Source organism: Brevundimonas sp. SS2672 (assembly GCF_059579685.1).
The window spans coordinates 3,169,323-3,182,941 of the sequence record NZ_CM184201.1 but is presented as its reverse complement, the minus strand read 5'-3'; the positions used below and the strand labels follow the sequence as shown (position 1 = coordinate 3,182,941).

Below are 13,619 nucleotides of genomic sequence, written 5' to 3'. Positions count from 1 at the left end.
TTGGCCGCAAGCGCGGTGCGGGAAGCTCTCACTGGATCCCGGCGTCCGCCGGGATGAGCGGCACTATAGGCAAAGGAAAACGGCCCGACGCGTCTGCGCCGGGCCGTCGTCGTTTCAGCGCGCGAAAGCCTCAGGCCTTGGCGTCGAAATTCCCGCCGGTCGTGTTCGAATCGGCGTAGGCGCCGCCGGCCGCCGGGCCCGAGCCCTTGGCCGCGACCACCACCATGGCCGCGCGCACGGTGCGGCCGAACAGGGCGTAGCCCGGCTGCAGCGTCTGGATGACGGCGCCGCCCGGCACGGTGTCCGACGGCTGCTCCATCATCGCCTGATGCAGGTGCGGATCGAAGGCGTCGCCCGGCGCCGGATCGACGCGGGTCAGGCCGTTGGCTTCGAAGGCCGACAGCAGGGACTTCTGCGTCAGCTCCAGCCCCGTGACCATGGCCGCCGCCGGACCGTCCGCATCCTTGGGCGCCGCCGCCAGGCCGCGCTCCAGGGTGTCAGCCACGCCCAGAAGATCCTTGGCGAAGCGCTGGATAGCGTAGGCGCGGGCGTCGTTCTGCTGCGTCTCGGCGCGGCGCTTGACGTTCTCGGCCTCGGCCACGGCCCGCAGGGCGCGGTCCTTCCACTGGTCGCGCTCCGCGATCAGGGCGTCGACCACGGCGTTTTCATCGCCTTCAGGCGCACCCTCGCCCTCGTGGATGTCCTGCTCGAGTTGGTCCCGGGTCTCGTCGTTGATGTCGTTCACGTCTCTTGTCCGTCCAGAATCCGGCCCAGCACCCGGGCGGTATAGTCCACCAACGGTATGACACGGGCGTAGTTCAACCGCGCGGGCCCGATGACGCCGATGGCGCCCAGCACCCGCTGCCGGCCCGACATATAGGGCGCCGCGATCACGGCGGAACCCGAAAGCGAAAAGAGTCGTGTTTCCGCGCCGATATAGATGCGCACGCCCTGGGCTGCGCCGACGTCGTCCAGCAGGCCGATCAGCTGTTCCTTCTGCTCCAGATCGTCGAACAGGACGCGCACCCGCTCCAGATCCTCGGCCGCGCGGGCGTCCTGCAACAGATTGCCGCGCCCGCGCACGATCAGGTTGCGGTCGTGGCCCCCGCCGCCCGCGCCTCCGCTCCAGGCTGCCAGCCCGTCCTCGACGAGGCGGGCGGCGGCAGCGTCCAGATCACGCCGCGCGGCCTCCATCTCGGCCTTCATCTCATGCCGAGCCTCGGCCAGCGGGCGCCCCTTCAACCGGGCGCTCAGAAAGTTCGACGCCTCCTGCAGGGTCGAGGGCGTCACGCCGGGCGCCAGGTTCATCAGCCGGTTCTCGACCACCCCGTCGTCGGCTACCAGCACCGCCAGCGCCTGCCCCCCGCCCAGGGCCACGAACTCGACATGGCGCACCCCGGCCTCGCGCACCGGGCTGGCGACGATGCCCGCCCCGCCCGCCAGGCCCGACAGCAGGGACGAGGCCGCATCCAGCGCCTCCTCCACGTTGCGGCCGCCGCCCTTGGCGCCCATCACCGCCAGCCGGGCGTCGATCTCGCGTCGCTCCTCCTGACCGATGTCGCCGACTTCCAGGAGACCGTCCACGAACAGCCTCAGCCCCGCATGGGTCGGCGCCCGCCCGGCCGAGGCGTGCGGCGAGGCCAGCAGCCCCGCCTGCGTCAGCGCCTGCATGGTGTTGCGGATCGAGGCGGGCGACAGGTCCAGCCCGGCGCGCGACAGGGTGTGCGACCCCACCGGCTCGCCCGTCTCCAGATAGGTTTCGACCACCCGGCGGAAGATGTCGCGCGCCCGTGCGTCCAGCGTCGCCAGACCCGGCGAGGGATGCAGCAGGCTCATGCCGCCGCCCTCCGCGCCGCCCAGTCCGCGCGGGTCAGGCGATGGACCAGACAGTCGTCCGTCCCGTTGAAGACGCGCCGCCCCTCCGGCCGGAAGCCCAGCCGCTGATAGAAGCGATGCGCCTGGGCGTTGGAGTTGAGCGGATCGATCACCACCGCCTCGACCAGCGGCCGGGCGAAACAGGCGTCCAGCGCCTGGGTCATCATCTGCGTGCCATGGCCCCGGTTCAGGGCGTCGGCCTCGCCGATCCAGATATCGAGAGCGCGCAGGTTCGGCTCGATCTCGCCCCAGTAGCCGTTGGGCTCGTCCGCCGGGTCGATATCCAGCATGGCCCCGATCGGACGGCCGTCGACCTCGGCGATGAAGTAGCGGAAGACGTCGGACTGCGCGGCCAGCTCCCCGTCCCAGTCGGCCGCCTCATGATGGTCGGGGTCGTCGGTCAGGCAGGCGACGACATGCGGCGCCTTGTCCCAGCGCATCAGGATCGCGGCGTCGGCGGCCACGGCCGGACGAAGACGCACGACAGACGGGTCAGGGCGGGACAGGCTCATGGTTTCAGGATAAGCACGCGCCATCCCGCTTCCAAGGAATTCCCATGCGCCCGTCCGAACGCACCCCCGAACAACTCCGCACCGTCACGCTGGAAACCGGCGTCAACCGCTACGCCGAGGGCTCCTGCCTGGTGTCCTTCGGCCACACCAAGGTGCTGGTGACGGCCTCGATCGAGGAGAAGGTGCCGGGCTGGATGCGCAACAGCGGCCAGGGCTGGGTCACGGCCGAATACGGCATGTTGCCCCGCGCCACCCACACGCGCGGCCGCCGCGAAGCCGCCGCCGGCAAGCAGTCGGGCCGCACCCAGGAAATCCAGCGCCTGATCGGCCGCAGCTTGCGCGCCGTGGTCGACCTGAAGGCGCTGGGCGAGCGTCAGGTGCTGATCGACTGCGACGTGATCCAGGCCGACGGCGGCACACGCACCGCCTCCATCACCGGCGCCTGGGTGGCGATGGCTTCGGCGCTCAACTACCTTAAGGACGAGGGCGTGCTGACGACCGACCCCATCCTGGATCAGGTGGCGGCCGTGTCCTGCGGCGTGTTCAACGACCTGCCGGTGCTGGACCTCGACTATGAGGAGGACTCCACCGCCGAGGCCGATTCCAACTTCGTCCTGACCGGCGCGGGCCAGATCGTCGAGATCCAGGCTACCGGCGAGAAGCGCGGCTTCAGCCGGGCCGAGTTCGACCGCCTGTTCGAACTGGCGGAAATCGGCTGCACCGAACTGTTCGCTCTGCAGCGCGCCGCCGTCGAGGCCGCCCGCCGATAAGGCTTTTCGCGGAGCCGGATCGGGACCATCGTCGTTGCATAGGCGAACCCCGATCCGGAGCCCCGCATGACCCGACCGCCCCTTCTGGCCTGCCTGATCCTCGGCGGCCTGCTCGCCGCCTGCCAGCCGCGTCCTGAACCGGCGGCGTCAGCCCCAGCCTCCACGCCATCGCCTTCTCCGGCCCGCGAGCCCGAGGCCCGCCTGCCCGAAGGCCCGGACATGGCGCCTCAGCCGGTTCCGCTCGACGAACGCCCCTGCCTTGAGACCCTGGGCGAAGCGGCCTCCGCCCGCCTGGTTCAGCGCTGCATCGCCGTCAGTCCCGCGACACGCCCGCCTTGCAACGCCGCCAATCCCTGCGACCTGATCCAGGGCGAGATCGATCGCAGTTGCGCGATGTGGACCCGCGACGGCGAAACCCCGCCGAAAGAGTGCGCCAACTAGCCACCCTCTCCCGATGGGAGAGGGCTTGAGCCTCCAAGAGCCGAAGGTGATTGGCTAAGGCGAAAGGGTGAGGGTTCGCGGGTGAAGTCGGCCGCAGGCCGTGGCGCGACGGCTGACGCCGACGGACAGGACAAGCCCCTCACCCTTTCGCGCAAAGAACGATCGCTACGCTCTCGTGCGCTCAAGCCCTCTCCCGCCGGGAGAGGGTTTCATAGCGCCCAAGAAAAAACCCCGGCGGATCGTTCCGCCGGGGCCTTCTTCATCTCAGCGATGACGCCGAGGCTTAGTCGCGACGGCGACGGCCGCGGTCGCCGCCGTTACGGTCGCCCTTGGGACGGCCGCCGGTGTCTTCCGACAGCGGGGCTTCACCGCGTTCAGCGCGTTCGGCGTTGATCTTGTCGGTGATGTCCTCGCCGGTCTCCTGATCAACGACCTTCATCGACAGCTTGGTCTTGCCGCGATCGTCGAAGCCCAGGAACTTGACCTTGACCTCCTGGCCTTCCGACAGGACGTCGGCCGGGTTGGCGACGCGCTCCAGAGCGATCTGGGACACGTGGACCAGACCGTCCTTGGCGCCGAAGAAGTTCACAAAGGCGCCGAAATCGACGACCTTCACGACCTTGCCCGAGTAGATCGTGCCGACTTCCGGTTCCGAGGCGATGGACTGGATCCAGGCCTTGGCGGCTTCGATCTTTTCCTGCTCGTTGGCGGCGATCTTGATGGTGCCGTCGTCGCCGATGTCGACCTTGGCGCCGGTCTTCTCGACGATTTCGCGGATGACCTTGCCGCCCGAACCGATCACTTCGCGGATCTTGTCGACCGCGATCTTGATGGATTCGATCTTGGGCGCGAACTCGCCCAACTCGGCGCGCGGCGCCTCCATGGCCTTCGACATTTCGTCCAGGATGTGCAGACGGCCGGCCGAAGCCTGCGTCAGGGCCTGCTGCATGATCTCCTTGGTGATGCCGGCGACCTTGATGTCCATCTGAAGGCTGGTGATGCCTTCCGAGGTGCCCGCGACCTTGAAGTCCATGTCGCCCAGGTGGTCTTCGTCGCCCAGAATGTCCGACAGGATGGCGAACTCGCCCGACGGCTCCAGGATCAGACCCATGGCGATGCCCGAGACCGGACGGGCCAGCGGCACGCCGGCGTCCATCAGGGCCAGCGACGAACCGCAGACCGTGGCCATCGAGGACGAGCCGTTGGACTCGGTGATCTCCGACACCAGACGGATGGTGTAGGGGAAGTCTTCGCGCGACGGCAGCATCGGGCGGATGGCGCGCCAGGCCAGCTTGCCGTGACCGATTTCGCGACGGCCCGGCGAGCCCATGCGGCCCGCTTCACCGACCGAATAGGGCGGGAAGTTGTAGTGCAGCAGGAAGGACTCCTTGTAGGTGCCCGTCAGGCTGTCGATGTACTGCTCGTCCTCGCCGGTGCCGAGCGTGGCGACGACCAGGGCCTGGGTTTCGCCGCGCGTGAACAGCGACGAACCGTGGGTGCGCGGCAGGACGCCGACTTCCGAGACGATGGCGCGGACCTTGTCCAGGGCGCGGCCGTCGACGCGGTGGCTGTTCTCGATGATGTCACGGCGCAGGACGTCGGCTTCGCATTCCTTGAACGCAGCCGAGAACTTGGACGAGTCGACGCCTTCCGGCTTCTCGTCGGTCTTCACCAGGGCCTCGGCGGCCTTCTTCTTGGCGGCGTCGACGCCCGAGCGGCGCTCATACTTGCCCGGGTGGGCGTAGGCGGCCTTGATGTCTTCGCCGACCAGTTTCTTGATCGAGGCGACGACGTCCGAGTGGTCTTCAGCCTGGAAGTCGAACGGCTCCTTGGCGGCGTGTTCGGCCAGGTCGATGATGGCGTCGATGACCGGCTGCATGCCCGCGTGCGCGAACATCAGGGCCTCGAGCATCTTGTCTTCCGACAGCTCCTTGGCTTCGGATTCGACCATCATCAGGGCGTCCTGCGTGCCCGCGACGACCAGGTCCAGGGCGCTTTCACCCATCTGATCGATCGCCGGGTTCAGCACCAGCTCGCCGTCGATCATGCCGACGCGCGCGGCGCCGATCGGGCCCATGAAGGGCACGCCCGAGATGGTCAGGGCGGCCGAGGCGGCGACCATGCCCAGGATGTCGGGGTCGTTCTCAAGGTCGTGCTGCAGCACGGTGACGATGACCTGGGTCTCGTTCTTGAAGCCCTTGACGAACAGGGGGCGGATCGGGCGGTCGATCAGGCGGGAGACCAGGGTCTCCTTCTCGGTCGGACGGCCTTCACGCTTGAAGTAGCCGCCCGGGATCTTGCCGGCGGCGAACGTCTTCTCTTGATAGTTGACGGTCAGGGGGAAGAAATCCAGGCCCGGCTTGGGTTGGCGGCCATAGACGACGGTCGCCAGGACCACGGTCTCGCCGTAGGTCGCCAGCACGGCGCCGTCAGCCTGACGGGCGATGCGGCCGGTTTCCAGCGTCAGCGGGCGTCCGGCCCACTCGATCGTCTTGCGTTTGATGTCGAACATTATTCTTCTTTCGTCTCCCGCGGGCGTATTCCCGTCGGGGGTGTGCGGAGCGGCAGGCCGTTCAGTCCTGCGGTCCCCATGAGCCAGGCCGCGTCATCGCGGCCGGACGGGTGATTGAGGACCGGATTTCAGGCCCTCGCGTCGGTTGCGCCGGTAAGACCCGCGGCGCGCGGGAAGCCTACTTCTAATAGCGGAACGAGGCGCGGACGTGTCCGCCCGCGCCTCGTGGAATTATCCGATCCGCAACCGGGGCGCCTTAACGACGCAGGCCCAGCTTGGCAATCAGCGCCTGATAGCGGGCGCTGTCGGTCTTGTTCAGGTGGTCCAGAAGGCGACGACGCTGCGAAACCTGCTTCAGCAGGCCACGACGCGAGTGGTTGTCCTTCTTGTGGGTCTTGAAGTGCTCGGTCAGGTTGGCGATGCGTTCCGTCAGGATCGCGACCTGGACTTCCGCCGAACCGGTGTCGCCCGTCGAGCGAGCGTTGTCGGCGATGACTTCAGCTTTACGTTGAGCCGTAATCGACATCAGAGTTCTCCGTTATGGGAGGTTGAAAACACGATCGGGTTCAAGCCGACCGGCCCTGAGATTGCCGAGCGCGACCAATGTTTTGCCCTCGAAGACCGAAACCAGCCGCGAACCGGCGGTGAGCCGGGCCTTGAGCGTTTCAATCTGTCGGGGGAGCAGAACGATCGGCCGTCCCTGCCTCAGAGAGAGGGCGTCCTGATCCGTCACGGCCAACTCCGGGATGTCGTCCAGAGCGGTCGAAACGGGCAGCAAGCACTCAAAGGCGGCGCCCTTATGCGCCAACTCTTCCAGAAAATCCAGCGTTACGGCGTTGTCGACCGAGAACGGCCCCACCCGCTCGCGCCGCAGGTCCGAGACATGGCCCTCGGCGCCCAGCATGATCGCCAGGTCGCGCGCCAGGGATCGGACATAGACGCCCTTGCCCGTCCGCATCGTGATCTCGACGTGATCGGCGTCCGGCGCGGCCGTCACAGCCGCCTCATGAATGGTCACGCGGCGGGACTGTAGCTCGACCTCGACCCCCGCCCGCGCCAGATCATAGGCGCGCTCGCCGTTGACACGCACGGCGGAAAAGGCGGGCGGCGTCTGGTCGATCTCGCCGACGAAGGAAGGCAGGGCCGCCGTCACCGCCTCAACCGAAGGCCGCACGTCCGAGCGGGCGATGATCTCGCCTTCGCGGTCGATGCTGTCGGTGGAAATGCCCCAGTGGATGGTGAAGCGATAGACCTTCTGCGCCTCCATCATGAAGGGCACCGTCTTGGTCGCCTCGCCCAGCGCGATGGGCAGTATGCCCGAGGCCAGCGGATCCAGCGTCCCCGCATGGCCCGCCTTCTGGGCGTTGAACAGGCGACGAATCTTCGTCACCGCCTCGGTCGAGCCCATCTCATAGGGCTTGTCCAGACACACCCAGCCGTTGACGAGATCGCCCTTCTTGCGTCGCGCCATAACTCAGTCTTTCTCTGGGCCTGCCGCGCCTTGCGCTGCTTGAGGCCCGTCATCCTCATCGTCAGCGTGTTCGATGTCGGCGCGCACGCGTGGATCGTTGAACAGACGGTCCATGTGGCTGGCCGTATCGAAGCTCTCGTCGTGGCGGAATTTCAGGTCCGGCGTGAACTTCATGTCGATGCGGCGGCCCAGCTGACCGCGCAGGAATTTGGCGTGTTCGTTCAGCGCCTTGATGATGGCGCTCTCGTGCCCGGCCGTTTCGGCCGCCTCGACGCCCGCGCCCAAAGGCTCGACGAAACAGGTGGCGTGGCGCAGGTCCGGGCTCATCCGCACCTCGGTCACGGTGACGGAGACGCCGACCAGGGCCTCGTCATGAATCTCGTGCTCGCGCATCACATCGACCAGGGCGTGGCGGATCAGTTCGCCGGCGCGCAGCTGGCGCTGCGACGGTCCCAACGGACCGCTGGCGTTGCGGGTGTGTTGCTTGCGGGCCATCTCGGGCTCCTCCTGTTCGCGCCGCCGGGGATCGGACGCCGGCTCTGAAACGCGAAGGGGCGGGGTCTAGTCGCCCGCGACGCCCAAGTCCAGTTCCGCCGCGCGCTGTTCGGCGGTTCGCGCCGCCCGCATCACCGCGCCCGAGGTCAGGCTGCGGGCCATCGGCATGGGCAGGCCGCCCGCGTTCAGCACCTCGGCCGTCCAGTGGTTGCACAGATGCCCGACCCAAAAGGTCTCGCCGCTGGCGTAGAAAACGGCGTCGTCGCCGTCCCTCTGCGCCGAAACCACAGCCCGCCCCCCGTCATCCAGCCGCAACGACGCCGCGACCCGCGCCCGCAAGGCGGCGAAGCCTTCCGGCGACAGGGCCAGCGTCGCCCTCTCTGTCTCGGGCGACAGCGCCGGATCGACCATAGCCGGGTCCAGCATCACCACGGACGGATTGCCGCCCGGCTTGAAGAAGGCTCTCGCTCCGTCGGGCAGGCGATCGCTGATCGGCCCCTGTTCGACATAGAAGACCGCGTCGCCCCAGCCGATCCGCACCCAGTCGCCGGGCGGCAGGGCGCGCACCGCGCGCGCCAGCGCATCGTCCCCGGCCGCCAGCGCCGCGCGCGGGGCCGCGAGGTCGGTGTGAAAGCCGTTGTCGAGCAGATGGACCACGATCGCCCCCTGCCCTTCCTGCGGCGGGAACAGCTTCGGATCGCCCGCTCGTTGTGCGGTCCACAGACCCGCCAGCAACCCCAGAAGAACGGCGAGGCTCCAACGGGTCAGCACGTGCGCCTCAGTTGTTCCCGAAGGCCGCCGGAACATCGCGCGCGGGCGAAGAGCCCTGCATCGTCGCCCATTCGCCGCGATAGCTGTAGTTCAGGCTGACGCAGTGGCGGTATTGGCCGTCGGCCCAGCGCCCGACCGTCTCGATCGTCAAGGGATGGCCCGCGCGCACCCGTCCAACCACGATCCAGGCCTCGTCGGAGCCAGGGCACAGGGCGCGCGACAGGGCGCGGCCGTCGCCGTCGGCCGTGATGCTGTAGACGCCGCCGTCCGCCGCGCCCTGCGGCAGGGCGCGCCGCACCTGATCGGGACCGCCCCGCTCGAACCGGGCCGAGCCGCGCGAGGTCGAGGAGAAGAGGTTCTTCACCGAGGTCGCGCCGAACCAGCCGCGCTCCACCTCCAGCGTCACCCCGCGCGTCAGGGCCTGGGTGGCGCGATCGCTGGCGTCGAAGGACAGGAAGCGCGTGTCGGCCAGGGCGGGCGTGGCCGCGCTGGAGGCTGTGAAGGCGATCAGGAGCAGAGACAGTCCAGGACGTGACATTGGCGGCCTTTTTTTCGACGCCCCCCGACGCGACGCCCGACTCCTAAAGCCAACCGCGCGCCAGATGAAGCCTTCAATGCGATCCGGCGGACGGCGTGGCGGCCGCACCATCCGGGCCTGTGTCTGGCGGGGCGGACGCCGATCCGGCATGATGTTCGCCCGGACGCCGGCGGCGCACCCGGCGTCTGCTCCCCCTCCTTCATGATCCGAGAGCCGTGTTCAAAGACCCCTTCGACATCGACAACTACGCCCAGGACCCGGACCACTATCTCGCCGTGCCCTTCGTTCCGACCGAGGAGGACACCGTAGCGGCCATGCTGGCCCTGGCGGGCGTCGGACCGAAGGATCGGCTCTATGATCTGGGCTGCGGCGACGGCCGCATCGTCATCGCCGCCGCGCGCGACCGCGACGCCCACGGCATCGGCGTCGACATCGACCCCATGCGGATCGCCGACGCCATGGAGTACGCCGGCTGGGCCGGAGTCGAACACATGGTCGACTTCATCGAGGAAGACCTGTTCAGCGTCGATGTCCGCGAGGCCACTGTGGTCAGCCTCTATCTGCTGCAATCGATCAACGTCGAACTGCGCCCGCGTCTGCTCAGCCAGCTGAAGCCCGGCGCCCGCATCGTCTCCCACGCCTTCGACATGGGCGACTGGCCGGCGGATGAAAAGATCAGGGTCGCCGACGGCTACATCTACAAATGGACGGTTCCGGCTCCGGTCGCCGGGCGCTGGGACTGGACCCGCGCAGACGGAACGACCTGCCGGCTTGAGCTGGAGCAGACCTATCAGCAGGTCACGGGCCAGGCCTGGCTGGGCGAGGTTGAGGTCAGCCTCGTCGCCGCTGACCTGACCGGCGAAAGGCTGGAGATTGAGCTTCAGGCCGACGACGCGGCGCCGGTGCAGCGCTTCATCCTGACCTTCGCCGACGGCGCGTTGAAATCCGCCGTCGAAGACTGAGCTTACCTACCCGCTCATCCCGGCGGACGCCGGGATCCAGTTCTTTGGCCACTAGCTCGCGGTCGATCCCCCGCCTTGGCAAGGGCGGATGTGAGGCTCTCACTGGATCCCGGCGTCCGCCGGGATGAGCGGGATTAGAAGTCAGCGTTCTCCCCCAAACACAAAGGGCGCGGCTTCTTTCGAAACCGCGCCCTTCATGTTTCAGGCCGTGAGGCTCAGGCGTCCTAGTCCAGGGTGCGCTTGATCTCTTCGACGGTGAAGCACTCGATGTAGTCGCCTTCCTTGATGTCCTGGAAGCCGGCGAACTGCATGCCGCATTCCTGACCCGAAGGCACTTCGTTGACCTCGTCCTTGAAGCGCTTGAGCGTGTTGAGCACGCCCAGCTCCAGCACCACCACGTCGTCGCGGATGATGCGGACGCGCGCGCCCTTGCGGACCACGCCCTCGGTGACGCGGCAGCCCGCGACCCGGCCGACCTTGGTGATGTCGAACGTCTGCAGCACCTTGGCGTTGCCCAGGAAGGTTTCGCGCTGGAGCGGCGCCAGCATGCCCGAAAGCACGCCCTTAATGTCGTTCAGCAGGTCGTAGATGATCGAGTAGTAGCGGATCTCGACGCCTTCACGCTCGGCCAGTTCGCGCGCCTGCTTCGACGCACGGACGTTGAAGCCCAGGATCGGCGCCCCGGCCGACTTGGCCAGGTTGACGTCGCTCTCGGTGATGCCGCCGGCGCCGTGCATGACCACGCGGGCCCGCACTTCGTCGTTGCCCATCTTCTCCAGCGAGGTGGTGATGGCCTCGGCCGTACCCTGCACGTCCGACTTGATGAGGACCGGCAGCTCGCTGATCTTCTTCGACCCGAGCTTGGCCATCATGTCGGCCAGCGACAGGCTGCCGCCGGAGACCTGACCCTTTTCACGCTTCACGCGCTGACGGTATTCGGTCAGTTCGCGAGCGCGGGCCTCGCTCTCCACCACGGCGAAGACGTCGCCCGGCGTCGGAGCTTCCGACAGGCCCAGGATCTCGACCGGCACCGAAGGACCGGCTTCGCTCAGCTGGGCGTTGCGCTCGTCCAGCAGGGCGCGCGCCTTGCCCCAGGCGGAGCCGGCCACGACGATGTCGCCGCGCTTCAGCGTGCCGCGCTTGACCAGGACGGTCGCGACCGGACCGCGGCCCTTGTCCAGCTGGGCCTCGATGACCACGCCCTCGGCCGAACGATCGGCGTTGGCGCGCAGGTCCATGACTTCCGCCTGCAGCAGGATGGCGTCGGTCAGGCCGGTCAGGTTGATCTTCTCCTTGGCCGACAGCTCGATGATCTGCGTGTCGCCGCCCAGGGATTCCGCGATCACCTCATACTGCAGCAGTTCGTTGACGACCTTCTGCGGGTTGGCGTCGGGCTTATCGACCTTGTTGACCGCCACGATGATCGGCGAACCGGCCGCCTTGGCGTGCTGGATGGCCTCGACCGTCTGCGGCATGACGCCGTCGTCGGCCGCCACCACCAGGACGACGATGTCGGTGACGTTGGCGCCGCGCGCCCGCATCGCCGAGAAGGCCGCGTGGCCCGGCGTGTCCAGGAAGGTGATGCGCTGACCGTCGGCCAGGCGCACCTGATAGGCGCCGATGTGCTGGGTGATGCCGCCGGCTTCGCCCGCCGCCACGTCCGTGGTGCGCAGGGCGTCCAGCAGCGAGGTCTTGCCGTGGTCGACGTGGCCCATGATGGCCACAACCGGGGCGCGCAGCTCGCCGGAATCGGCGTCGTCGGCCTCGGCGATGAAGCCTTCCTCGACGTCGGATTCGGACACGCGCTTGACCGCCATGCCGTATTCCTCGGCCACCAGTTCGGCGGTGTCGGAATCGATCACGTCGTTGATCTTCATCATCAGGCCCTGACGCATCAGGAACTTGATGATGTCGACGCCGCGCACGGCCATGCGGTTAGCCAGTTCGCCGACGGTGATGGTGTCGGGAATGACCACTTCACGCGGACGGTTGGGCGTTTCGGTCGAGCCGCCGCGGCGCTTTTCCTTCTCGCGTTCGCGAGCGCGGCGCACCGAAGCCAGCGAGCGCATGCGCTCGACGGCGTCCTCGTCGCCTCCCGCCACCGAGTGGATGGTCAGGCGGCCTTCGCGGCGCTTGGGCTCGCCGCGCGTGCGGCTGACGGCCTTGCCCGGCGCATTGTCGGCGAAACGCTTGTCGCGGTCATCCTCGCGACCGCCCGGACGGGCGAAGCCGCCGCCGGCGCGGCTGGGACGGGCCACCTCGGGCTGGGCCGGGGGTTGGTTGGGGGCCGGACGCGCGCCGGGACGGGCCGCGCCGGGCGCGCCGGTGCGGGCGCCGGGGGCCGGACGTGGATTCAGCGCCGAATAGCGGACGGTCTGGGCCGGACGCGCGGGACGTTCGCCGCCCTCGCGGCCGCCTTCGCGCGGCGCCTGTTCGCGGGCCTGCGGACGCTCGCCGCCGCCCATGGCCTGTTCGCGGGCCGAACGGCCGCCGAAGGCCGGACGCTCCAGCGGCGCTCGGCCGGTCGGAATCTTGGGCGCGCGCTGGCCGAAGTTGACGGCGGGACGCTTGGGCGCGGCCGGAGCGGCGGGCTTGGCCGGCTCGGGCTTGGCCTCGACCTTCGGGGCCTCGACCTTGGGCGCTTCAGCCTTCGGCGCTTCCACCTTGGGCGCGGCCGGCTTGGCCGGCGCAGGCGCCGGAGCGGCGGCGCTCAGCTTGGCGGCCTCGACGCGCGCAGCCTCGGCCGCAGCCTTGGCGGCGGCGGCTTCAGCGGCGGCCTTGGCGGCGGCGGCCTCGACGGCGGCGGCCTGCTCGCGCTCGGCGGCCTCGGCGGCGGCCTTGGCGGCGACAGCCTTGCGTTCGCGCTCAGCGGCCTGCTGGGTCGCCAGGGCGATAGCCCGGCGACGGGCCTCCTGCTCCTCGGCCGACAGGCCTCCGCCCGCCGGCTGACGCGGCGCAGCCGAACGCGGCGCTCCGCCTTCAGGGCGCGGACGCGCGACATCGAAGCCCTGCGGGCGCTGATGCCCGCCCTGGGGGCCGGCGCGGCGCTTGGTCTCGACGACGACGGTCTTGGAGCGGCCGTGGCTGAAGCTCTGTTTCACCGTGCCGGTCGAGACCGAACCCGTCGCGCGCGGCTTCAGGCTCAGCGGAGCGCGCGGCCCCGTCTGCGAAGGCGCGTTGGCAGGAGTCTTGCCGTCGTTGGAATTGTTGTTTTCGTCGCTCATCCGGTCGCTTTACTCAGGGCGGAGAATTCCGCCTTCGTCTCTCTCAAT

General features: G+C 68.6%; 13 protein-coding genes. 3 read left to right on the top strand and 10 right to left on the bottom strand.

Features of this window, described 5'->3' with window-relative positions; genetic code table 11:
* Positions 1-130: 130 nt before the first annotated feature.
* Genes grpE through AC52GN_RS15970 form a run of 3 tightly spaced genes read right to left on the bottom strand, consistent with a single transcriptional unit; the run spans position 131 to position 2,387 of the window.
* Entirely contained in the window at positions 131-745 is a 615-nt protein-coding gene (gene grpE / locus AC52GN_RS15980) for a nucleotide exchange factor GrpE (RefSeq protein ID WP_430818925.1), read from the bottom strand.
* Entirely contained in the window at positions 742-1,836 is a 1,095-nt protein-coding gene (gene hrcA / locus AC52GN_RS15975) for a heat-inducible transcriptional repressor HrcA (RefSeq protein WP_496527724.1), read from the bottom strand. The genes grpE and hrcA overlap by 4 nt, the downstream gene beginning before the upstream one ends.
* Positions 1,833-2,387, bottom strand: a complete 555-nt coding sequence (locus AC52GN_RS15970) for a GNAT family N-acetyltransferase (RefSeq protein WP_496527723.1) — start codon at positions 2,385-2,387, stop codon at positions 1,833-1,835. Before AC52GN_RS15970 ends, hrcA begins: the two co-directional genes overlap by 4 nt.
* A 44-nt stretch (positions 2,388-2,431) precedes the next feature.
* Between AC52GN_RS15970 and rph the strand changes: the two genes are divergently transcribed.
* Together rph and AC52GN_RS15960 are read left to right on the top strand one after the other, a co-directional pair.
* Positions 2,432-3,157, top strand: coding sequence for a ribonuclease PH (gene rph, locus AC52GN_RS15965; protein ID WP_253120809.1), 726 nt, complete (start codon positions 2,432-2,434; stop codon positions 3,155-3,157).
* A gap of 66 nt (positions 3,158-3,223) precedes the next feature.
* Positions 3,224-3,598, top strand: a complete 375-nt coding sequence (locus AC52GN_RS15960; protein ID WP_496527722.1) for a hypothetical protein — start codon at positions 3,224-3,226, stop codon at positions 3,596-3,598.
* 283 nt (positions 3,599-3,881) lie between these two features.
* Here the strand turns inward: AC52GN_RS15960 and pnp are convergent, their stop codons facing one another.
* From pnp to AC52GN_RS15930, 6 genes are all read right to left on the bottom strand, one after another.
* Entirely contained in the window at positions 3,882-6,110 is a 2,229-nt protein-coding gene (gene pnp, locus AC52GN_RS15955) for a polyribonucleotide nucleotidyltransferase (RefSeq protein WP_496527721.1), read from the bottom strand.
* A 256-nt stretch (positions 6,111-6,366) separates the two neighbouring features.
* The gene (gene rpsO / locus AC52GN_RS15950) at positions 6,367-6,636 is read right to left on the bottom strand and encodes a 30S ribosomal protein S15 (RefSeq protein WP_003166644.1); all 270 of its coding nucleotides are present in this window, start codon (positions 6,634-6,636) and stop codon (positions 6,367-6,369) included.
* Positions 6,637-6,648: 12 nt separating this feature from the next.
* The gene (gene truB / locus AC52GN_RS15945; RefSeq protein ID WP_496527720.1) at positions 6,649-7,581 is read right to left on the bottom strand and encodes a tRNA pseudouridine(55) synthase TruB; all 933 of its coding nucleotides are present in this window, start codon (positions 7,579-7,581) and stop codon (positions 6,649-6,651) included.
* A 3-nt stretch (positions 7,582-7,584) separates the two neighbouring features.
* Positions 7,585-8,076, bottom strand: coding sequence for a 30S ribosome-binding factor RbfA (rbfA, locus tag AC52GN_RS15940; protein WP_496527719.1), 492 nt, complete (start codon positions 8,074-8,076; stop codon positions 7,585-7,587).
* Positions 8,077-8,142: 66 nt separating this feature from the next.
* Positions 8,143-8,847: a DUF2459 domain-containing protein gene (locus AC52GN_RS15935; RefSeq protein WP_496527718.1), complete on the bottom strand. Its 705-nt coding sequence runs from the start codon at positions 8,845-8,847 to the stop codon at positions 8,143-8,145.
* Positions 8,848-8,854: 7 nt separating this feature from the next.
* The gene (locus tag AC52GN_RS15930) at positions 8,855-9,385 is read right to left on the bottom strand and encodes a hypothetical protein (protein WP_346519170.1); all 531 of its coding nucleotides are present in this window, start codon (positions 9,383-9,385) and stop codon (positions 8,855-8,857) included.
* A 215-nt stretch (positions 9,386-9,600) separates the two neighbouring features.
* Between AC52GN_RS15930 and AC52GN_RS15925 the strand changes: the two genes are divergently transcribed.
* Entirely contained in the window at positions 9,601-10,347 is a 747-nt protein-coding gene (locus AC52GN_RS15925) for an SAM-dependent methyltransferase (protein ID WP_496527717.1), read from the top strand.
* 224 nt (positions 10,348-10,571) lie between these two features.
* On the opposite strand, the gene infB is transcribed toward AC52GN_RS15925, so the two are convergent.
* On the bottom strand, positions 10,572-13,571 hold the full coding sequence (gene infB / locus AC52GN_RS15920) for a translation initiation factor IF-2 (protein WP_496527716.1): 3,000 nt from the start codon (positions 13,569-13,571) through the stop codon (positions 10,572-10,574).
* Positions 13,572-13,619: the final 48 nt, after the last annotated feature.